Raw genomic sequence first — 20,516 nt, forward strand, 5'->3', positions numbered from 1 at the left:
AGGACAGGCATGACGCCCACCGTCGCCATTGTCGGGCGGCCGAATGTCGGCAAATCGACCCTCTTCAACCGTCTCGTCGGCAAGAAGCTCGCCCTGGTGGACGACCGCCCGGGCGTGACCCGCGATCGCCGCGAGGGCGAGGCCCGGCTCGGCGACCTCGAGTTCCGCGTCATCGACACGGCGGGCCTGGAGGAGGCCACGGAGGAATCGCTCCTCGGCCGCATGCGCGCCCAGACCGAGGCCGCCATCGAGGATGCCGACGTCATCCTCTTCGTGGTCGATGCCCGCGCCGGCATCCTGCCCGCCGACCGGCCCTTCGCCGAGATGGTGCGCCGCTCCGGCAAGCCCGTGATCCTCGTGGCCAACAAGGCCGAGGGCGCCGGCGGCATGGCGGGCGCCTACGACGCCTTCTCCCTGGGCCTGGGCGAGCCGGTCCCGCTCTCCGCCGAGCACGGGGAGGGCATGGCCGACCTCTTCGAGGCACTGATGCCCCATTTCCCCGATCCGGAGGACGTGGAGGAGGACGAGGACGACCCGGGCAAGCCGCTGCAGGTGGCCATCGTCGGGCGGCCCAATGCGGGCAAGTCCACCCTCATCAACCGCATGGTCGGCGAGGAACGCCTGCTCACCGGCCCCGAGGCCGGCATCACCCGCGATTCCATCTCCCTCGACTGGGAATGGCGCGGGCGGCCGATCAAGCTCTTCGACACCGCGGGCCTGCGCAAGCGCGCCCGGGTCGAGGACAAGCTCGAAAAGCTCTCCGTCGCGGATGCCCTGCGGGCCGTGCGCTTCGCGGAAGTCGTGGTGGTCCTCCTCGACGCCACGATCCCGTTCGAGAAGCAGGATCTCTCCATCGTCGACCTGGTGGAGCAGGAGGGCCGCGCCCTCGTGATCGGCCTCAACAAGTGGGATCTCGTGGCCGATCAGAAGGGCCTGCTGAGCGATCTGAAGGAGAAGGCCACGCGCCTCCTGCCGCAGGTGCGCGGGGCGCCGGTGGTGCCGCTTTCGGGCCTCGCCGGCAGCGGAATCGACCCGCTCATGAAGGCGGTGCTGCACGTCTACGAGAAGTGGAACACCCGCATCTCGACCGCGCGGCTGAACCAATGGCTCACCGAGGCCCTCGAGGCCAACCCGCCGCCCGCCGTCTCCGGTCGCCGGATCAAGATCCGCTACATGACCCAGGTGAAGTCGCGCCCGCCGCATTTCGCGGTCTTCGGCAACCAGCTCGACGCCCTGCCGAAGAGCTACACCCGCTACCTGGTCAACGGCATCCGCGAGGCCTTCGACCTGCCCGGCACCCCGATCCGGGTGTCGCTGCGCATGGGGCAGAACCCGTTCGACAAGGACAGGCGCGGGTAGGGGCCTTCGTCACGCCTTCATCGCGCCATGCCCGGGCTCGTTCCGGGCATCTGCGTTTCCGGGGCTCGATGCGGCGCTCGCGGCTCCGGGCTTCGCAAAATGCTTCGCCCCCGCCACGCAGGCGATCACCGCGACGTTGACGGCCACCATTCCCCAGCCGACCGTTTCGTTGAGAAGCATCGCCGCCAGCATGAGCCCGAAGAAGGGCTGGAGCAGCTGCAACTGCGACACGCCCGCGATGCCGCCCAGCGCCAGGCCGCGATACCAGAACACGAAACCGATGAGCATGGAGAACAGGGAGACGTAGGCGAGCGCGATCCAGGCGGGCATCCCGATCCCGCTCCAGGAGGCGGGGAGGGTGAACAGCATCAGGCCCGCGGTGAGCGGCAGGGAAAGGACGAGCGCCCAGGAGATCACCTGCCAGCCGCCGAGCGTCCGCGACAGCTTGGCCCCCTCCGCGTAGCCGAGGCCGCAGAGCACGATGGCAGCGAGCATGAGGAGGCTGCCGGCGGGGGATGTCGTCGAGCCCTGCAGCAGGGCGAAGCCCGCCACGAGAGCGGCCCCCAGGCAGGAGAAGATCCAGAAGGCCGCCCGCGGCCGTTCCCCGCCGCGCAGGATGCCGAAGATCGCCGTTGCCAGGGGCAGCAGGCCGACGAAGACGATGGATTGCGCGGAGGTGATGTACTGCAGGGCCAGCGCCGTCAGCAGCGGAAAGCCGGCCACCACGCCGAGCGACACGATGGCGAGCGACAGGAGATCGCCTCGGCCGGGGCGCTTCTGACGCAACAGCACGAGCAGCGCCATCGCGAGCAGCCCGGCGATCGTGGCCCGCGCCAGGGTGAGGAACAGCGGGTCGATGTCGAGCACGGCGATGCGGGTTGCAGGCAACGAGCCGCTGAAGATCAGCACCCCGAGAAAACCGCTGATCCACCCCTCGGTCGTCCTGTCCATGCGCCATCCTCCGCCGCCTCGTATTCTCGGCGCGGACGGCATGGCCTTTCCAGGGACAGTGCAGTACGGTTGGGCCGAACTGTCATGGAACGATGGCCGGTACAGTGGACGACCTCACCCTCACCAAGAGCGGCGGCACCCTCGTCGAGCACGTCATGGCGGCGATCCGCCACCGGATCGCCAGCCGCTCCCTGGCGCCGGGCGGCAAGCTCCCGTCCATCCGGGCGCTCGCGCAAACCATGCAGGTGTCGAAATCCACCGTGGTGGAGGCCTATGAGCGGCTCGCCGCCGAGGGCGTCATCCGCTCGCGGCCGGGCTCCGGCTTCTTCAGCGCGGCCGCTCTCGCGCCCCTGTCGCTGGCCGAGATTGCCCCGCGCCTCGACCGGGCGGTCGATCCGTTCTGGGTCTCCCGGCAATCCCTGGAAGCGCGCCGGGAGGTGCTCAAGCCCGGCTGCGGCTGGCTGCCGGGCGCCTGGATGCCCGAGGACGAGATCCGCCGCGCCCTGCGCGGCCTGGCGCGCACCAAGGATCCCACGGGCCTTACCGATTACGGCACGCCGCTCGGCCTTGCTCCCTTGCGCGCCTTCCTCTCGCGCCGTCTGGCGGAGCAGGGCGTCGAGGCCGCGCCCGACGGGATCCTGCTGGCCGATTCCGGCACCCAGGCCATCGACCTCGTGGGCCGGCTGCTGCTCCAGCCCGGCGACACGGTGCTGGTGGACGACCCCTGCTACTTCAACTTCCTGGCCCTGCTGCGTGCCCATCAGGTCACGGTCGTCGGCGTGCCGTTCACGCCGACGGGCCCCGATCTGAGCCTCTTCGAACAGGCGCTCGCCGCGCACAAACCGCGCCTCTACATCACCAATTCCGGCCTGCACAACCCGACGGGTGCTGCCCTCTCCGCCGTCACGGCGCACCGGCTCCTGAAGCTCGCCGAGCAGTACGGCCTCGTCGTGGTCGAGGATGACATCTTCGCCGATTTCGAGCACGACCCCGCCCCGCGGCTGGCCGCCCTCGACGGCTTCGAGCGGGTGGTGCGCATCGGCAGCTTTTCGAAAACCCTCTCGGCCTCGTTCCGCTGCGGCTACATCGCCGCCCGGCCCGACTGGATCGACAAGCTCACGGACCTGAGGATCGCCGCCGGCTTTTCCAGCCATCGCCTGTCGGAAGAGCTGGTCCTCGCCGTTCTCGGCTCCAGCGGCTACCGCCGGCACCTGGACGCCTTGAGGACGCGGCTGGCGAAAAGCATGGCGTCCGTCGTCCCGCGCCTGCAGGCGCTCGGCGTCACGCCCTGGACCGAGCCGAAGGCCGGCATGTTCGTCTGGTGCCGCCTGCCCGACGATCTCGACGCGGCTGCCGTCGCCCGCCATGCCCTGAACGAGAACGTCGTGCTCGCCCCCGGCAACGTCTTCAGCGCCGCGCAATCCGCCAGGAGCTTCATGCGCTTCAATGTGGCCCAATGCGCGGACGAGCGGGTGTTCAGGGAACTCGAGAGGGCGATGCGGCTCGCGGCGCGGGGGTGATGCGGCCGGGAAAGCCGGGTATCCTTCCCGGCGTCCTTCAGCAGGAAAGGCATCGCGATGGCAGGACACACGGGCAATCACGGCGGACGGCGCGGGCATCTCTGGCGCAGAGCGCCCTGGATCGCGGCAGCCTTCCTTCTCCTGCTGCCCCTGGTCGCCATGCTCTTCACCGACGAGATGGATTGGGACGAGACCGATTTCATCGTCTTCGGCGCCATGCTGTTCGGCGCCTGCGGCGCCTGGGAGCTGGCTGCGCGGATGACGGCGAACATCGCCTATCGGGCCGCCGTCGCCGTCGCCCTCGCGGCGGCCTTCATCCTGGTCTGGATGAACCTCGCCGTCGGCATCGTCGGCTCCGAGGACAACCCGGCGAACCTCATCTATGCCGGCGTCCTCGCCGTGGCGCTCCTCGGCTCCCTCATGGCGCGCTTCCGGCCCGGCGGCATGGCGCTGACCCTGGCCGCGACCGCGCTCGCCCAGACCCTGGCGGGCGCCATCGCCGTCCTCGCCGGATGGGGCTCCACGGGCGCGAACTGGCCCAGGGTGATCGTGGTCCTCACCGCCTTCTTCGCCGCCCTGTGGCTCCTCTCGGCCTGGCTGTTTCGGAGGGCCGGGCGGGGAGAGGTAACGGCAGATGCGGTGCGGTAGGGCGGGCCGCAATTCCTGCTTTCCACCTACATCAATAAAGTACGGATAACCCGCCCCTCACTTCCTGCTTGTGAGTGCACAAAGGAACTGCCAAAGTAATTCACATTCCCGCAGCATGGGTGAATGCGTGACTGCGAAGTCGTGCATCCTTGATTAGGTCTTTCCACTCAATAATCTCTATCGAACCACGATAGTCGCCCTTTAGAGCCATCCACTTTCCACGCCCATTTGCTGTGGTCTCCCATCCGCTAGTATGCACCTTCAATTTTCCCACAATGTCGGCGACAACAAAACAGTGAAAAACACAATCTTTTGAAATCCGAAGATCCTCTCCATTATACGCCATAATCGTACCTCCGGAAAGCTCATGCAAGTACCGGATTATCTGATTTCCAGGTAAATACTTTTCATCATAGTCTGTGCGACCTGGGTGCTTAAGCTCTACTAACATGATACGTTCGAGAGGGTCTTCCCCCTTTATTCCCAAACCGTGCAATCTGTCGAAAATCAGTAGGTCAGGGCGCTCTGAGTTTCTTGACTCTTCAATGATCTGAGTAAATGGAACATCAGATGCGAAGTACCGTGCGAATGCTAACCGCTCATCGATAATCCATAAGTCGTGATCTGTTGCTTCTATACGTCTTGCATCATCCCCTCGCACTCGCATGGGACAAATGAATTTATGAAGTGTTTGCTCAAGATGAGGAATGCGCTCGCCGCTGGCCGTCTCACGAACTCGGCGTATCAATACTTCAAGAACGTCTAGGGCCATCTTTCGGCGGAGAACGTACTCGGTAAGCTGACGTTGTTCCTCCGCCCGTACATCATCTGCAGCCTTCCGAACAGCGACTGCAAAATCCTCAGGCACCTCATCTTCAGAGTTCAACTTCGCAACGATCTCCTGTACCTGGTTGCGCCGTTCATTATCTCGGCGAATTCGATGAGGAATAAGGGCGCGGGCAAACTCTTCTGGTTTGGTCGCATTTTTTGGAGTCTTACTGAGAAGCTCTTCAGGAGTATCGAATTGGAAGGACGGATAAACTTCCAGGAATCTCTGTATTCCCGAAAGCCTGCCAGCATCAAATGAAGTGACCTCTTTCTCTAATGATGTTTTTCGAATTCTTTCGGCACAGAGCTTGGCGATATCTTCAGCTATCTGATCACTGAAATTGAAGTAGGTGCGTTCCTGATTTACACGTTCATCTAGAAATGTCCCTTCTACGCAACCGTGATAGACATAATCGTTTTCGTCGCCGAACCTGCCAACACCGAGCAATCCATCAATCTTTCGCGTAATAACTGTCCTGCGTCCAGCGATGAAATGAAGCTGATGTAATCCATCGAACTCTGAACTAGCCTCCTTCCTAAATACGAAGTTCGACAATTTGAGTTCTCCATACTCTTCCGTGCTGATTAGTTCAGAAGGGCGCTTTTCGACTAGGAATGCGGTAACTCCTTCAGGGAATTGTGTCGTCTCACCATTCACTGAGAGATCAATTCTAGGGCACCGTCCTAAAATGAAGTCGGCAAGAAAGTGGGATCCAAAGTGCCTTATCAACGTCTTAGGATAGGCGGGAAAATATTTCTGGTACGCCGTGCCACGTAGACCTTTAAACCTAACCACAGTTCCTGTCTGGGAGTTCGTGCTCGCTGTGAACTCAGGATGCTCAGCGATCTGATTTGTTGAGGTTAATTGAAAGTCGAATACGCGCCTTTCAGGTGAACCATTAGTCATAAACGTGCTGTCAACCGACACTTGATCGAACGCATCAAGCCAAAGCAGTCGTCCTATGCCTTTGCCGCCGCGTTCAATCTTGAATGGTGTGTCCGTCGTACGGAATGCATTGAAACGATCACGCTCTAGTCCTACTCCATTGTCGCGAACCACTATCTCAAGATTTGACACATCACCGAGGTTTGAGATTGAGACAGAGATATGACCATGCTCAGGTGCATGCTCTTTAAATCTGTCATCTACCGCGTGGATCGCGTTGCTAATAGCTTCGAACAGTGGTTGGAGAGCCTCGGTATTATTTGATGGTTTAGGCAGACGCTTAACTCGGTTGACGATATCCCCCAACATGTCCGCCATTTCTGCCCCCATTCTTTAAGCTGGTGTTTTGTTTTCAACCTAAGCTGGTAATTATATACCGGTCAAGTTGAGCGGGTGTTATGCACACCGAAGGCAGACCGCTTCATGTTCTCATTTTGTTCTTGACTTCGGCTGCAAGCTCGGCTATATCATTGTGTAGATCTGCTCCTGTCGAGGGGCGCGCTCGCGAGGCGTCGCAGTGTGGGAGCAGGCACGGTCCCGCCGCAGGGCTCGCACTCCTGTGGTCGCGGGAGGCCGACCCTGGCCTGCTCCAGGTCCGCCTGAAAAGAACCGTGCGCGAAGAGGCAGTCCGGCTCTTCCATCCACACCACCACCCATCGAGCTGGGCTGCTACTCCGCGCCACCCTCGAGCAAACCCTGACGGCTCGCAGCTCACGCTGCGGGCCCGAAGGCGCTGGATCTGTGACACGCTAAGCAACAGCGTCATCCCGGACTGCGCACGCCGATCCGGGATCGCATGACCCATGAGGCGCTCTTTCCATCCCCCTTGTGGGGAGAGCCAGGGTGGGGGTGCCGGCGCTGTTCTCGCTTCAGGCGCCACGGCTGCCACAGCCCACCTCTCCCCGGCGGGGAGAGGTCGAGCGAACGCGAGGGTGAGGGGGAGAGCGGGTGCCGGAGAGGACACTAACCCCTCACCCGGACCTGACGGTCCGACCTCTCCCTCAGGGAGAGGTGAGCCAGCGCCAGGCCTGCATAGGCTCTCGCTCATACCCCCACCTCCACCTCCTCCCCAGCGCAAGTCGGGTGTTCCCGACTTGCGGCAGACCCAAGACAAGTCTCGGGCAAGCCCAGGCTTGTGGGGGGATGAGGGCTTAGGGCGCCCCCGCTTCGGGGCCGTGAGGCGGCGCCAACGAAAAAGCCCCTCCGGATGCCGGAGGGGCCTGTTCTGACGTCCTGCGGAACGGCTCAGCTCACCGCGAAATCCGCGAAGGTGATCGTGGCCTTGTTCGCCAGGATCGCGAACTTGATCTTCGCGGCGGCGCCGGTGCCGTCCGGATCGTAGTAGAGGGAGCCGGTCGCCTTGTCGTAGATGATGCGGTCGTCCTTGTCGTGAGCCTTCTTGCCCACGTGGAAGGCGGACTCCTTCAGGGGGCCGGAGCCGATCTTCCTGAAGATCGAGCGCGACAGGCCGATGGCGTCGTCGGCAGCGCGGAAGTCCATGATCTTGTCGACGTTGGTCGTGGCGTTCAGGCGGCTGTCGAAGAAGAAGTAGTCGTTCCCGGCGCCGCCATAGAGCCGGTCGTTGCCGGAGCCGCCTGCGAGGGCATCGTTCCCGCCGTAGCCGTAGATGACGTCGTTGCCGCTGAGGCCGTAGAAGCCGTCGATGCCGCTGGTGCCCTTCAGCACGTCGTTTCCGGGAGTGCCGATGGGGGGAAGGGTCATGCTCGCCTGGCCCCACAGGGCGCTTTCCATCTGGCTGCCGGAAAAAGTCCAGCTTGTGGTTCTGGTGCTCATGCTCTGGTCCTCAAATCAGTCGAGTCGCTTGTCGAAGCAGCTTTGCATAAGAACAAACGATCCTTAACGCAATGCTATCATCTTGCGTCAGATTGGCCGGATGATCCGGTCCGTGCGCGAGCGCACGTCGGCCGTTCGAGAAACTGTGAGGGAGCGGACGGAGGCCTGCGGCTCAGGCCGGCGGCTGCGGCTCGATGACCTTGCCACCTTGCGTGAAGTCGTAGATCTTGCCGGTCTCGGTCCAGGAGGGCAGGGCGAGCTTCACCACGTGAGGAGCCAGGTCCTCCGGGGTCTTAAGGGTCAGCGGATCCTCGCCGGGCATGGCGGCGCGGCGCATGTTCGTGCGCAGCGGACCGGGATTGAGCAGCATGACCCGGACCGGGGTCGTCACCGTCTCGGCCGCATAGGTGCGCACCAGGGCCTCGAGCGCGGCCTTGGAGACGGAGTAGACGCCCCAATAGGCCTTGTGCTTATGGGCGGCGCCGGAGGTGAGAAAGATCGCCCGGCCCGCATCGGACGCGCGCAGCAGCGGGTCGAGGGAGCGGATCAGGCGGTAGTTCGCCGTCACGTTGACGGTCATCACCTCGTCCCAGACCGGCTGGTCGACATGGGTGATCGGCGCGAGCTCGCCGAGCTGGCCCGCATTGCCGAGGAGGATGTCGAGCTTGCCCCAGCGCTCGTAGATCGCGGCGCCGAGGCGGTCGAGGGCCTCGAGGTCCTTCAGGTTCACCGGCACGAGGGTGGCCGAGCCGCCCTTGGCGCGGATCTCGTCGTCGAGGGATTCGAGGGCTCCCTGGGTGCGGGCGAGCGCGATCACATGCGCGCCGGCTTCGGCGAGAGCCAGCGCCGCCGCGCGCCCGATGCCGCGGGAGGCGCCGGTGACGACCGCGACGCGGTTCTGAAGGGGCTTGTCCATGGTTCCTCAGTCGGCTTCGGCGAGAACGGCGAGACGGCGCGGGGTGGCGACGGTCAGGTCCGTCAGCGGCGTCGGGTAGTCGCCGGTGAAGCAATGGTCGGTGAATTGCGGCTGCGCGGGATCGCGCTGCGCCTCGCCCATGGCCCGGTAGATGCCCTCGATGGAGAGGAAGGCCAGCGAATCCGCCCCGATATACTCGCGCATCTGCTCCAGGTTGTGCGTGGCGGCCAGCAGCTTCTCCTTCTCCGGCGTGTCGATGCCGTAGAAGTCCGGATGCGTGATCGGCGGGCTGGCAATGCGGAAATGCACCTCCTTCGCGCCGGCCTCGCGCATCATGCGCACGATCTTCACCGAGGTGGTGCCGCGCACGAGGCTGTCGTCCACGAGCACGATCCGCTTGCCGGCGATGGCCGCGCGGTTGGCCGAGTGCTTCATGCGCACCCCGAGCTCCCGCACGGATTGCGTCGGCTGGATGAAGGTGCGGCCGACATAATGGTTGCGGATGATTCCGAGCTCGTAGGGCAGCCCGCAGGACTGGGCATAGCCGAGCGCCGCCGGCACGCCGGAATCCGGCACCGGGATCACCACGTCCGCATCGGCGGGGGCCTCGGCGGCAAGCTCGCGGCCCATGCCCTTGCGCACCTCGTAGACGCTGCGGCCGTTCACGACGGAATCGGGGCGGGCGAAGTAGATGTATTCGAAGATGCAGGGGCGGGGCGCCACCTCCGGCGCGAAGCGGAAGGACTCAAGCCCATCGTCCGAGATCACCACGCATTCGCCGTTCTCGATATCGCGGACGAAGCGGGCGCCGATGATGTCGAGCGCGCAGGTCTCGGAGGTGAGGATGTAGCGGCCGTCGAGCTCGCCCAGCACCAGCGGGCGGATGCCCATCGGGTCCCGGGCGCCGATCAGCTTCTTGTTGGTGAGCGCCACGAGGGCGTAGGCGCCCTCGATCTTCTGGATCGCCTCCACGAAGCGCTCCACCACCCGGCTCTTGCGGGAGCGGGCGACGAGGTGGACGATCACCTCCGTGTCGGTGGTCGACTGGCAGATGGCGCCGTCGCGGATCAGGTTGCGGCGAAGCGTCAGGCCGTTGGTGAGGTTGCCGTTGTGCGCGACGGCGAAGCCGCCGCCGTCGAGCTCGGCGAAGAGCGGCTGCACGTTGCGCAGAACCGTCTCGCCAGTGGTCGAGTAGCGGACGTGGCCGATGGCGGAGAGGCCCTCCAGGCGCTCGATGGTCGCCCGGTCGGAGAAGCTGTCGCCCACGAGGCCGAGCTTGCGCTCGGAATGGAAGACGGAGCCGTTGTAGGTGACGATGCCCGCCGCCTCCTGGCCGCGATGCTGCAGGGCGTGGAGGCCCAGCGCCGTGATGGCGGCGGCATCCGGGTGTCCGTAGATGCCGAAGACGCCGCATTCTTCGCGCAGGGTATCGCCGTCGAGGTCGAGGTCCACCTGTTTCGGCGTGACCTGCCACGTCTCAGACAAAGCAGACATCGATCTAACCTTCGGGATTCGCGCCCCCACCGGCGCCGCCTTTACATAGTCGTCCTGAGGCGGAACGCCAACGACTATTCTGAGGCTGTCCCAAACGTGAAGGCTGCGCCTCAGCTGCGCCGCTGGGGCGGCTGGGGGGCGGCAGGCGGGGCCGCCGGCCGCTGCGGGTCGGGCTCGGCGGGCTCGGCCTCCGGCGCCGCATCCCGGTTGCGCAGGCGCTGGAGCAGGGTCTCGGCGTTCTCCGGCAGCATGGCGATGATGCTGTCGCGGGCGTTCTCCATGGCGGGCCGGGTCTTCGAGGCGGTGGCCCATGGCGGCTCCTTGCCCTGGAGCAGCCAGCTCAGGAAGGCCCAGCCGATCACGCAGATCAGGAAGCCGCGGGCGGCGCCGAAGAAGAGGCCCAGCGTCCGGTCGAGGGCGCCGATGCGGGAATCGAGGATCAGGTCGGAGATCTGCACCGTAATGATCGAGACGATGATCAGGGTGACGATGAAGATCCCGCCGATGGAGGCCACCAGGGCTACGGTGTTGCTGCTGATGTATTGCTGCGCGATCGGCAGGGCCATGGGGTGCAGGTACCAGGCGGCCGCGGCCGCGACGACCCAGGCCACGATGGCCAGCACCTCGCGGGTGAAGCCGCGCACGGCGGCGAGAAGGGCCGAGATCAGGACGATACCGATGACGACGAGATCCAGGACGGAAACGGGCATGGGCCGGGCCTACGCAGAAAACAGGAATGGAGCCGCCTTTGCGGGTTCGAAGCCTGGCTCTATAGCCTTAAGAAAGGCTTTCGTCACCCCGGGGAAGCTCGGCGAACGATGCTCTCGCGTCATTTCCGGAAGGACGCGCAGCGGAGGGGAAGGGAATCCACTCACACGCTCAGCGCCATGGACCCGCCTTTCCGGTCCTGCGGACCGCCGGGGATGACACGAGAGCGGATCAGGCGATCTGGACGATGAGCTTGCCGAAATTCCTGCCTTCGAGCAGGCCGATGAAGGCTTCCGGCGCGTTCTCGAGCCCCAGGACGATGTCCTCCTTGTACCTGACCCGACCCTCGGCGATCCACTGCGCCATCTCCCGGTAGAAGGCCGGGCGCTGGGCCTGGAACTCCCGCTGGATGAAGCCGCGGATGGTCAGGCTTTTCGTCAGCACGTCCCGCATGAGGACGGGGAGGCGGTCCGGCCCCTCGAAGGGACCGGTGGCGTTGTACTGGGCGATGAGCCCGCAGACCGGGATGCGCGCGAAGGGGTTGAGCAGCGGAAAGACCGCCTCCCAGACCTTGCCGCCCACGTTCTCGAAATAGACGTCGATTCCATCCGGGCAGGCGGCCCGCAACTCCTCCGCGAAGGTAGGCGAACGGTGGTCGATGACTGCGTCGAAGCCGAATGCGTCGCGCACCAGGGCGCATTTCTCCGGCCCTCCGGCAATCCCGACCGCCCGGGCGCCCTTGATCTTCGCGATCTGCCCGACGGTGGCGCCGACAGGCCCGCTCGCCGCGGCAACGACCACGGTCTCCCCAGGCTTGGGCTGCCCGATGGTGAGCAGGCCCGCATAGGCGGTGAAGCCCGGCATGCCGAGCACGCCAAGGGCTGTCGTGACCGGGGCCTGTGCCGGATCGAGCTTGCGGAGGCCGGCTCCGTCCGACAAGGCGTGGGTCTGCCAGCCGGAATGGGAGAGGACGAGGTCGCCGGGGCTGTAGCCGGGATGCCGGCTCTCCAGCACCTCGGCGACCGTGCCGCCTTCCATCACCTGGCCGATCTCCACCGGAGCCGCGTAGGACTTCGCGGCGCTCATCCGCCCCCGCATGTAGGGATCGAGCGAGAGATAAAGGATCTTCAGCAGCACCTGCCCCTCGCCGGGGCTCGGAACCGGCGCCTGCTCGATCCTGAAGTTGTCGGGCGAGGGAGGTCCGACGGGCCGGGAGGCGAGGACGATCCGGAGGTTGCGATCTGGCAAAGTGCTCTCCTGAAGCGGATAGGCTTGCATGCAAGGGCCGACCGCCCTTTGCCCCAAGGGGAGGGGCGCAGCCGCCGGGCGTCAAGCCTCCGTCGATGCCAATTCGGGAAAGTCACAAGGAAAAAGCCCCGGCGGGTATGCCGGGGCCTTGAAGGAGCGGAGCTCTCCTCGCTTCAGATGAACAGGAAATCGTCGGCGGTGAGGGCGGTGCCCGGCTTCACCTTGAGGATCTCGATGCCCTTGCCTTTGCCTGAGCCGTCCACGTCCAGGTAAACGATGCCGTTCTTCTTGTTGTAGAAGATGTAGTCGTTCGAGCCGTCCGGCGTGTCGTTGAGCTTGGTGCCGACGTTGAAGAACTTCTTCTGGAGCTTCTGGCCCTTCACGAAGATCTTGTCGAAGCCCACCGACTTGGTGGGTCCCTTGTCCGGCCTGCCGCCCTGGTCGTCGGGCTTGCCCCCGTCGTCCGAGCCCTTTTTCGAATGGACGTCGCCCGATTTCGGACCCTTCACCTTGAAGGCCTTGAGGGCGGCAAGGCTGATCTGGATCGTGTCGTCGGAGGGCTTGAAGTCCTCGATATGGTCGAAATGGCCCTTCTTCACCGCCGTGTCGAACACGAAGGTATCCTGGCCTTCGCCGCCGAAGAGCTTGTCCTTGCCCAGGCCGCCGTTGATCGTGTCGTTGCCGGCGAGACCCTCGATCCTGTCGTTGCCGGCAAGACCGTTGATGATGTCGTGGTCGGCCGTGCCGGTAAGCCGGTCGTTCTTGTTGGTGCCGGTGGAGGTCTCGGCAGAGTTCGTGACGGTGATCGTCACATTCTCGGCATAGGTGCGCTGGGAGCTGTCCGTCACCTGGATACGGAGCGTGTGCGAACCGACTTGCGCGTCGTCCAAGGGTGCCTTCAGCTTGATCTTTGCGCCGTCGACGGTGAACAGCGAATGGGAGATCTCGGTGCCGTTGGCGTCGACGATCTTGTAGGTGAAAGTCTCGCCTTGGTCCTCATCCACTCCATTCAGAGTGGCGACGTCGTCTCCAACGGCTGTATTCTCGGCAATGGTGCCGCCGGCAACGAGAATGTCCGTTGGACTCTCTTCAACGTCGGTCACGTTCAGCGTGAAATCGGCCGTAACGTCAGCTTCACCCGCCTTCTTGGCAGTGATCGTGATTTCATACGACTTCGGGCCATTCCCCTCGAAGTTGAAGAGGCCGATTGCTGATTGCTCAATGTGGAGAGCCGCACCGCCGCCAAACGAAAAGCCGCTGAAGAGGGTGTTCTCCCCGCCGTTTACTGTAATTTCGAATGTGTATCCTGAGTAGTTGCTGATCGGAGTTCCATCGACCCTGATGACGATGTTCCCGATCCCGGTCGTACTAAAGCCAATGTCTTCAGGAATGCTTGTGCTGCTAAGTTCAATGGTGGTCGGCATTGATTCAAGCCCCTCTGAGGTGAGCAAGAGGCGCTCACTGGCGCCCTTCAGGTTATGTTACTTCGTATCTATGAACAATATGGTTTTATATATGTAAACTCGGTTCGGCCCCTTTCTTGCTTGCAAAGACAACTCAGGACACCTTCCTCCGCCTTGCGGCAATTCCCGCCACCAGGTCCGTGATGTGCCCGATGGCGGAGGTGGCCAGCGGAAGGCGCTCCGCCTTGCCGTTCTTCGCCTTGTCCACCCGGGGCGCGGGCCCGACGGCGCTGGAGAAGCCGAGCTTCGCCGCTTCCTTCAGCCGCGCCTGCTCCTGGGCCACCGGACGGATGGCGCCGGAGAGGCCCATTTCGCCGAAATAGACCGTATCGGGCGGCAGGGGATTGCCGGAGAGCGACGAGACCAGGGCGGCCGCAGCGGCAAGGTCCGCGGCAGGCTCCGTGATGCGCAGGCCGCCGGCGACGTTGAGATAGACGTCGTGCATGCCGAGCTTCAGCCCCCCATGGGCCTCCAGCACCGCCAGCACCATGGACAAGCGGCTCTGGTCCCATCCCACCACGGCGCGGCGGGGCGTGCCGAGGGACGTGGGGGCGACGAGGGCCTGGATCTCCACGAGGAGGGGCCGGGTGCCTTCCATCCCGGCGAAGACCGCCGTGCCGGGGGTGGCCATGTCGCGCCCGGCGAGAAAGAGCTCGGAGGGGTTGGGCACCTCCCGCAGGCCGAGATCGGACATCTCGAACACGCCGATCTCGTCCGTGGGGCCGAAGCGGTTTTTCACGGCGCGCAGGATGCGGAAATGGTGGCCCGTGTCGCCTTCGAAGGAAACGACGGCATCGACCATGTGCTCCACCACGCGGGGGCCGGCGATCTGGCCGTCCTTCGTCACATGGCCCACGAGGATCACGGCGGTGCCGGTGGTCTTGGCGAAGCGGATCAGCGCCTGGGCCGAGCCGCGCACCTGGGTGACGGTGCCCGGCGCCGATTCCACGGTCTCGGTCCACATGGTCTGGATCGAGTCGATGATCGCAAGCGCCGGCGGGCGGCCCTGGCTCAGGGTCGCGACGATGTCCTCGACATTGGTCTCCGAGGCGAGCTCGACGGGAGCCTGGCCGAGGCCGAGGCGCTCGGCCCGCAGGCGCACCTGCGCCACCGCCTCCTCGCCCGAAATGTAGGCGACGCGCTGGCCGCGATTGGCGAGCGCCGCCGAGGCCTGCATCAGGAGCGTCGACTTGCCGATGCCCGGGTCGCCGCCGAGCAGGATGATGGAGCCGCGCACGAAGCCGCCGCCGGTGACCCGGTCGAGCTCGGCGATGCCGGAGGGCGTGCGCGGGGCCTCCTTGATCTCGCCGGAGAGCCCTTCGAGCGGAAAGACCCGGCCCTTGGCGCGGGAGGGGCGGGTGGCGGCGGGCCCGGCCATCGGGCTTGCGGCGCCGTCTTCCTCCACGATGGTGTTCCAGCCGCCGCAGGCCTCGCACTTGCCCTTCCAGCGGTTGTAGACCGCGCCGCATTCCTGGCAGACGAAGGAGGGGTGACGCTTGGCCATCAGCCTTCTCCGCCCCGATAGGCGCGGGCATAGCGCGCCCCCAGGTTCGTCAGAATCTCGTAGCCGATCGTGCCGGCGCGGCGGCCGACCTCGTCGATCGTGAGATCGCCGCCGATCAGGGTGACGGTGTCGCCGCGCTGCACCTGCGCCTCCGGCACGTCGGTCACGTCGACCGTGATCAGGTCCATGGAGACGTTGCCGGCGAAGGAGCAGCGCCGGCCGGCGACGATGGCCATTCCGGCGAGCAGCTCGTCGCCGCTCCTGCCCCGGGCGCTCCCCGAGCGCGGATAGCCGTCCGCATAGCCGACCGAGATCGTGGCGATGCGGCGCTTCTCCAGGGCCAGCCAGCGGCCGTTATAGCCCACGGTATCGTCCGCCTCGACCCAGCGCAGCTGCACGATGCGGCCTTCGAGCCCGATCACCGGACGCATGGGGTTGTCCCGGTCCGGCGTCGGGTTGCCGCCATAGAGGGCGTAGCCGGGGCGCACCAGATCGTAATGCGGCTTGTCGCGCAGGAAAATTCCGGACGAGTTCGGGAGCGATGCGGGAATGCCGGGCAGCGACGACCTGACGGCCTCGAAGGCCTCGATCTGCCGGCGATTGAGCGGATTGTCGCTCTCCTCGGCGCTCACGAAATGGCTCATGAGGAGCGCCGTCTCAAAGTCCTTCAGCTCCGCTCGATCCTTGAGGGTCAATCCCTGCGGCACGGTGAGGCCGAGACGGTTCATGCCGGTGTCGACGTGGATCGCAGCCTGGCGCTTCCGGCCTTGAGCGCGGCAGAACCCGGCCCACTCCTCGATCTCCTCGAAGGAGCCGAGGACGGGGCGCAGGTCGTGCTCGGCGTAAGCCGGGCAGGTGCCGGCGAACAGCCCGTTCAGCACGTAGATCGCGGCATCCGGCGCCACGGCGCGGGCGCGGATCGCCTCGCTCAGGTGGGCCACGAAGAAGGTGCGGCAGCCGGCCTTGCCGAGGGCGGGGACGGCCTTCTCGATGCCGGTGCCGTAGGCGTTCGCCTTGACCACGGCGGCGGCCTCCGCGCCGCCCGCATGGTCGCGCAGGGTGCGCCAGTTGCTGGCGAGCGCATCGAGGTCGATGTGGAGAACGCCGCCGGCGGCCCGTTCGGGGATGCCGCCGGTGGGCTGGGTCTGGGATGTACGTTCGGTCAATCGCCAATCCGTTCGGGGAGTTTGTCTTCATCCGCAAGGTCGGTGAAGCGGGTGATGTCGGCCTGGAAGGCCAGCTGCACGGTGCCGGTCGGTCCGTGACGCTGCTTGCCGATGATGACCTCGGCCTTGCCGTGGACCTGATCCATCTCCGCCTGCCACTTGAAGTATTCCTCGGTGCCGGGCTTCGGCTCCTTGTTCTTCAGATAGTACTCCTCGCGGTAGACGAACATGACCACGTCGGCATCCTGCTCGATCGAGCCCGATTCACGCAGGTCCGCGAGCTGCGGCCGCTTGTCGTCGCGGGCCTCCACCTGACGGGAGAGCTGGGACAGGGCGATGAGCGGCACCGACAGCTCCTTGGCGAGCGCCTTGAGGCCGGTCGTGATCTCGGTGAGCTCCTGGACCCGGTTCTCGCCCTTCTTGGCGGAACCCGAGAGGAGCTGCAGATAGTCGACGATGAGCACGTCGAGGCCGCGCTGGCGCTTGAGGCGCCGGGCGCGGGCGGCGAGCTGGGCGATGGAGATGCCGCCGGTCTGGTCGATGTAGAAGGGGATGGACTGCATCTCGCGGGCGGCTTCGGTGATCTTGTAGAAATCCTCCTCCCGCATGTCGCCGCGGCGGATCTTGTAGGAGGGCACGCCCGACTGCTCGGCGATGATGCGGGTGGCGAGCTGCTCGGCCGACATTTCGAGGGAGAAGAAGCCGACGATGCCGCCGTTCACGGTCTTCAGGGTCCCGTCCTGCTGCTTCTCGGCCCGGTAGGCCTTGGCGATGTTGAACGCGATGTTCGTCACCAGCGAGGTCTTGCCCATGGCCGGGCGGCCGGCGAGGATGACGAGGTCGGAGGGCTGCAGGCCGCCCAGCGCCTTGTCGAGATCCTTGAGGCCCGTCGAGATGCCCGAGAGCGCGCCCTCGCGCTTGTAGGCGGCGGCGGCCATGTCGATGGCCGCGGTGAGGGCATCGGAGAAGCGCTGGAAGCCGCCGTCGTAGCGCCCGGTTTCGGCGATCGCATAGAGACGCCGCTCCGCTTCCTCGATCTGGTCGCGGGGCGAGGAATCGACGGGCGCGTCGAAGGCGGCGTTGACCATCTCCTCGCCGATCTTGATCAGGTTCCGGCGGATCGCGAGGTCGTAGATGGTGCGGCCGTAATCCTCGGCGTTGATGACGGTGGTGGCCTCCGCCGCAAGGCGCGCGAGATACTGCGAGACCGTGATGCCGCCGAGATCCTGGTCGCCCAGAAAGGTCTTCATGGTGATCGGGGTGGCGACCTTGCCGGCCTTGATCAGGCTGGTCGCGACCTCGTAGATGCGCCGGTGCAGGTCCTCGATGAAATGGCCCGCCTCGAGGAAGTCGGAGACCCGGTAATAGGCATCGTTGTTGACCAGGATCGCGCCCAGCAGGGCCTGTTCGGCTTCGATGTTGCTCGGGGGAGTCCGAAACTGCGGCTCGGCGGCTTCGAGGCGGGCGATCAGGGCATTGGCGGTGGCCATCTGGCGCTCCGGGAAAAGGAAAGGGTCAGAGTCTCTTAGACCGCAATTGGTGTTCGAAACGTTGCCGGGCGGACACGAAGCCCGCCTGCGCTCGAACTGTCCTCGCTGTCCTCGATTCCCACACCGCTCATCTTTTCGAAGGCGTCGCGGCTTGACTCCTCACCAAGCCTGAAAACCCAAGAAAAAACGCTCCCCGTCGAATCGACGGAGAGCGCGATTTTAGAACAAAACAAGAACTAGAGCAATCGCTGCAGCTTGTCGTCTTCCTTAGGTCATCACCGGCCTCGTGCCGGTGATCCCGATGCCAGGAGGCGCTGTGCTTCTCCGTATCGTCATGGCAGGGACAAGCCCGGCCATGACGAGGAGGGTGTCATTCCCGGCACCCGGGAACGACAAAAGGGCCTTACGCCTCCTCGTCGCCGCCGGCTTCCGCCAGGGCGGCGCCGACCTCGAGACCGAGATCGTCGAGGTTGGTCTCCTCGCGGGTCGTGACTTGCTCGCCGCGGGCCTGGCGCTCGGCTTCCTCGGGGCTGCGGGCGACGTTGATGGTCACCTGAACCTCGACCTCCGGATGGAGGACGACCGGCACGGTGTGCAGGCCGATGGTCTTGATCGGCTGGTTGATGGCGATCTGGTTGCGATCGACCGTGAAGCCGTTCTGGCCCATGATTTCGGCGAGGTCGCGGGTCGAGACCGAGCCGTAGAGCACGCCGGTCTCGCCGGACTGGCGCAGGATGACGAAGCTCTGGCCGTTCAGCTTCTCGGCCACGGTCTCGGCTTCCTTGCGGCGCTCGAGGTTGCGGGCCTCGAGCTGGGCGCGCTGCGCCTCGAAGTGCTTCTTGTTGGCCTCCGTGGCGCGCAGGGCCTTGCCGCGCGGCAGGAGGAAGTTGCGGGCATAGCCGGAACGGACCTTCACGGTCTCGCCCATCTGGCCGAGCTTTGCGACGCGCTCGAGAAGGATCACTTCCATGGTTGTCTCCTTTAGGTTCGTGATCAGGTGGAAAGGGTTGGCGGCGGGTTCGGCCGCGTGCCGAAGCGGCGACGCAGCCCGAAGGCGGAATCGGCAATGCCGAAGAGGGCGAGGGCGACCATCAGGATGCCCTGCGTGACGAAGATGAGCACATAGAGGGCAGAGAGCAGGAACGAGCGCCCCGACTTGCCCCGGGTGCGGTCGTGGATGGCGGCAAGCCCCTGCAGGGAGAAGGCCATCAGGAATGCACCCGAAAGGGCCATGCCGAGGGCCCCGGGGAAGCCGTCGAAGGCGGCCAGCACCAGCGCACCCGCGAGGATCAGCGCGGCGGAGCGGGGCATCACCAGCTCCGGCACCGGAGGCCAGGGGCGCGGCAGGCGCTTCGAGGCCTGGACGATCCGGGCGGCGGCCCAGAGGTAGAGCGCCAGCACCGTGGTGAAGCCCTGCGCCGAGAGGAAGGGCGTCAGCCGGGCGAAGATGCCCACCAGCTGCTCGCGGGTCTCGGCATCGAGAGCCCCGGGGCCGGTGGTCGTGAACTGCGCGTTCACGAAGGCCTCCGACACCTCGCGGGCGTTCTGGTTGAAGGCGGCATAGTCGCCGCCGGTGGAGATCAGCCCGGCCGCGATGATCGTCAGCGCGGCCGTTCCCGCCGACCAGGCGAGGAGGCGCCCGACCGGGTACCACTCCATGGTGCCGTCCGCGCCGGGGCGCCCGAGCAGGGCGAGATAGGCGAGCCACCAGGCGGGCAGGGCCGTGATGACGGCGAAGCCGAGGCCGCTCAGGGGCGAGAGGAACAGCGCGATCGCAAGGCCGCCGACGAGGGCCGCCACGAGGCCGGAGCGGTGGTCCCAGCCGAGGGACACGATCAGGACGGGGATGGGCGCGAGCAGATACAGCATGGCGGCAAGCGGCGTCGCCTTCACGATCACCGCGGTCAGAAGGGCCGATACGAGGCCCGCGCCTATGCCTGTCGCAACAAAATTCATCGTCTCGCTGTCCCGCTGCTCATCGGCAGGGTTAGGGGCTCCCGCCCCAGCTGACCCGGCGGGGTTTCACCGCTGGGCGATCTGTATTTGAAACTCTGGACCTCATCCTGAGGAGGTCGCTTAAGCGACCGTCTCGAAGGAGGCTTCAGAGAGCACTGGAACCGCCATCCTGACCCTTCGAGACGCCGCCCTTGGCGGCTCCTCAGGATGAGGATGGCTATCCGAGAGGCTGCCCGATCCGAAGAACGGGCAGCCCGGATGTCTTAGCGGATCACGTAGGGCAGGAGGCCCAGGAAGCGGGCGCGCTTGATCGCCTGGGCGAGCTCGCGCTGCTTCTTGGCCGACACGGCCGTGATGCGGGACGGAACGATCTTGCCGCGCTCGGAGATGTAGCGGGACAGGAGCTTCGTGTCCTTGTAGTCGATCTTCGGCGCGTTGGGACCTGAGAACGGGCAGGTCTTGCGACGGCGGAAGAACGGACGACGGCCGCCGCCAGCGGCGCCACCGGTTGCACCAAATGCCATG

At 65.3% G+C, this 20,516-nt stretch carries 17 protein-coding genes; 3 read left to right on the forward strand and 14 right to left on the reverse strand.

Going from position 1 to position 20,516, the window contains the following annotated elements:
* Nucleotides 1-9: 9 nt before the first annotated feature.
* Complete coding sequence (der, locus tag GR303_RS02550) at nt 10-1,359, forward strand: ribosome biogenesis GTPase Der (protein ID WP_161721829.1); 1,350 nt, start codon at nt 10-12, stop codon at nt 1,357-1,359.
* 9 nt (nt 1,360-1,368) lie between these two features.
* Here der and GR303_RS02555 read toward each other — a convergent pair whose 3' ends face one another.
* On the reverse strand, nt 1,369-2,310 hold the full coding sequence (locus GR303_RS02555; protein ID WP_161721830.1) for a DMT family transporter: 942 nt from the start codon (nt 2,308-2,310) through the stop codon (nt 1,369-1,371).
* Nucleotides 2,311-2,402: 92 nt separating this feature from the next.
* On the opposite strand from GR303_RS02555, the gene GR303_RS02560 reads away from it, so the two are divergent.
* Both GR303_RS02560 and GR303_RS02565 read left to right on the forward strand, forming a co-directional pair.
* Nucleotides 2,403-3,830: an aminotransferase-like domain-containing protein gene (locus tag GR303_RS02560; protein WP_161721831.1), complete on the forward strand. Its 1,428-nt coding sequence runs from the start codon at nt 2,403-2,405 to the stop codon at nt 3,828-3,830.
* Between the two features lie 51 nt (nt 3,831-3,881).
* The gene (locus GR303_RS02565; protein ID WP_425487092.1) at nt 3,882-4,478 is read left to right on the forward strand and encodes a hypothetical protein; all 597 of its coding nucleotides are present in this window, start codon (nt 3,882-3,884) and stop codon (nt 4,476-4,478) included.
* A gap of 100 nt (nt 4,479-4,578) precedes the next feature.
* Here GR303_RS02565 and GR303_RS02570 read toward each other — a convergent pair whose 3' ends face one another.
* The 13 genes from GR303_RS02570 to rpsR all read right to left on the reverse strand — a co-directional run bounded on the left by GR303_RS02570 (nt 4,579) and on the right by rpsR (nt 20,515).
* A complete protein-coding gene (locus GR303_RS02570) occupies nt 4,579-6,570 on the reverse strand; it encodes an ATP-binding protein (protein ID WP_161721833.1) in 1,992 nt (663 codons plus the stop codon).
* 927 nt (nt 6,571-7,497) lie between these two features.
* Nucleotides 7,498-8,046 (reverse strand): M10 family metallopeptidase C-terminal domain-containing protein, encoded by a 549-nt coding sequence (locus tag GR303_RS25095; RefSeq protein ID WP_161721834.1) that lies wholly within the window; start codon nt 8,044-8,046, stop codon nt 7,498-7,500.
* Between the two features lie 172 nt (nt 8,047-8,218).
* Nucleotides 8,219-8,962 (reverse strand): SDR family NAD(P)-dependent oxidoreductase, encoded by a 744-nt coding sequence (locus GR303_RS02580; RefSeq protein WP_161721835.1) that lies wholly within the window; start codon nt 8,960-8,962, stop codon nt 8,219-8,221.
* Nucleotides 8,963-8,968: 6 nt separating this feature from the next.
* Nucleotides 8,969-10,456 (reverse strand): amidophosphoribosyltransferase, encoded by a 1,488-nt coding sequence (gene purF, locus GR303_RS02585; RefSeq protein WP_161721836.1) that lies wholly within the window; start codon nt 10,454-10,456, stop codon nt 8,969-8,971.
* Nucleotides 10,457-10,566: 110 nt separating this feature from the next.
* Nucleotides 10,567-11,166: a CvpA family protein gene (locus tag GR303_RS02590; RefSeq protein ID WP_161721837.1), complete on the reverse strand. Its 600-nt coding sequence runs from the start codon at nt 11,164-11,166 to the stop codon at nt 10,567-10,569.
* Nucleotides 11,167-11,395: 229 nt separating this feature from the next.
* Entirely contained in the window at nt 11,396-12,412 is a 1,017-nt protein-coding gene (locus GR303_RS02595; RefSeq protein ID WP_425487090.1) for an NADP-dependent oxidoreductase, read from the reverse strand.
* A gap of 173 nt (nt 12,413-12,585) precedes the next feature.
* Nucleotides 12,586-13,515, reverse strand: a complete 930-nt coding sequence (locus tag GR303_RS02600) for a cadherin domain-containing protein (protein ID WP_161721839.1) — start codon at nt 13,513-13,515, stop codon at nt 12,586-12,588.
* 454 nt (nt 13,516-13,969) lie between these two features.
* Nucleotides 13,970-15,379 (reverse strand): DNA repair protein RadA, encoded by a 1,410-nt coding sequence (gene radA, locus GR303_RS02605; protein ID WP_161721840.1) that lies wholly within the window; start codon nt 15,377-15,379, stop codon nt 13,970-13,972.
* Nucleotides 15,379-16,545, reverse strand: a complete 1,167-nt coding sequence (alr, locus tag GR303_RS02610; protein WP_161721841.1) for an alanine racemase — start codon at nt 16,543-16,545, stop codon at nt 15,379-15,381. The genes radA and alr overlap by 1 nt, the downstream gene beginning before the upstream one ends.
* Nucleotides 16,542-18,035: a replicative DNA helicase gene (locus GR303_RS02615; RefSeq protein WP_161721842.1), complete on the reverse strand. Its 1,494-nt coding sequence runs from the start codon at nt 18,033-18,035 to the stop codon at nt 16,542-16,544. The genes alr and GR303_RS02615 overlap by 4 nt, the downstream gene beginning before the upstream one ends.
* A gap of 403 nt (nt 18,036-18,438) precedes the next feature.
* On the reverse strand, nt 18,439-19,005 hold the full coding sequence (gene rplI, locus GR303_RS02620) for a 50S ribosomal protein L9 (protein WP_161721843.1): 567 nt from the start codon (nt 19,003-19,005) through the stop codon (nt 18,439-18,441).
* A 23-nt stretch (nt 19,006-19,028) separates the two neighbouring features.
* Nucleotides 19,029-19,991 (reverse strand): DUF2232 domain-containing protein, encoded by a 963-nt coding sequence (locus tag GR303_RS02625; protein WP_161721844.1) that lies wholly within the window; start codon nt 19,989-19,991, stop codon nt 19,029-19,031.
* A gap of 263 nt (nt 19,992-20,254) precedes the next feature.
* On the reverse strand, nt 20,255-20,515 hold the full coding sequence (gene rpsR / locus GR303_RS02630; RefSeq protein WP_036353512.1) for a 30S ribosomal protein S18: 261 nt from the start codon (nt 20,513-20,515) through the stop codon (nt 20,255-20,257).
* Nucleotide 20,516: the final 1 nt, after the last annotated feature.

The organism is Microvirga arsenatis (assembly GCF_009910705.1).
GTDB lineage: Bacteria > Pseudomonadota > Alphaproteobacteria > Rhizobiales > Beijerinckiaceae > Microvirga > Microvirga arsenatis.

Bases quoted from the DNA above. Each gene is read 5' to 3' on its own strand.
- der (WP_161721829.1), top strand. From the start codon at position 10: ATGACGCCCACCGTCGCCATTGTCGGGCGGCCGAATGTCGGCAAATCG.
- GR303_RS02555 (WP_161721830.1), bottom strand. From the start codon at position 2,310: ATGGACAGGACGACCGAGGGGTGGATCAGCGGTTTTCTCGGGGTGCTG.
- GR303_RS02560 (WP_161721831.1), top strand. From the start codon at position 2,403: ATGGCCGGTACAGTGGACGACCTCACCCTCACCAAGAGCGGCGGCACC.
- GR303_RS02570 (WP_161721833.1), bottom strand. From the start codon at position 6,570: ATGGCGGACATGTTGGGGGATATCGTCAACCGAGTTAAGCGTCTGCCT.
- GR303_RS25095 (WP_161721834.1), bottom strand. From the start codon at position 8,046: ATGAGCACCAGAACCACAAGCTGGACTTTTTCCGGCAGCCAGATGGAA.
- GR303_RS02580 (WP_161721835.1), bottom strand. From the start codon at position 8,962: ATGGACAAGCCCCTTCAGAACCGCGTCGCGGTCGTCACCGGCGCCTCC.
- purF (WP_161721836.1), bottom strand. From the start codon at position 10,456: ATGTCTGCTTTGTCTGAGACGTGGCAGGTCACGCCGAAACAGGTGGAC.
- GR303_RS02590 (WP_161721837.1), bottom strand. From the start codon at position 11,166: ATGCCCGTTTCCGTCCTGGATCTCGTCGTCATCGGTATCGTCCTGATC.
- radA (WP_161721840.1), bottom strand. From the start codon at position 15,379: ATGGCCAAGCGTCACCCCTCCTTCGTCTGCCAGGAATGCGGCGCGGTC.
- GR303_RS02615 (WP_161721842.1), bottom strand. From the start codon at position 18,035: ATGGCCACCGCCAATGCCCTGATCGCCCGCCTCGAAGCCGCCGAGCCG.
- rplI (WP_161721843.1), bottom strand. From the start codon at position 19,005: ATGGAAGTGATCCTTCTCGAGCGCGTCGCAAAGCTCGGCCAGATGGGC.
- GR303_RS02625 (WP_161721844.1), bottom strand. From the start codon at position 19,991: ATGAATTTTGTTGCGACAGGCATAGGCGCGGGCCTCGTATCGGCCCTT.
- rpsR (WP_036353512.1), bottom strand. From the start codon at position 20,515: ATGGCATTTGGTGCAACCGGTGGCGCCGCTGGCGGCGGCCGTCGTCCG.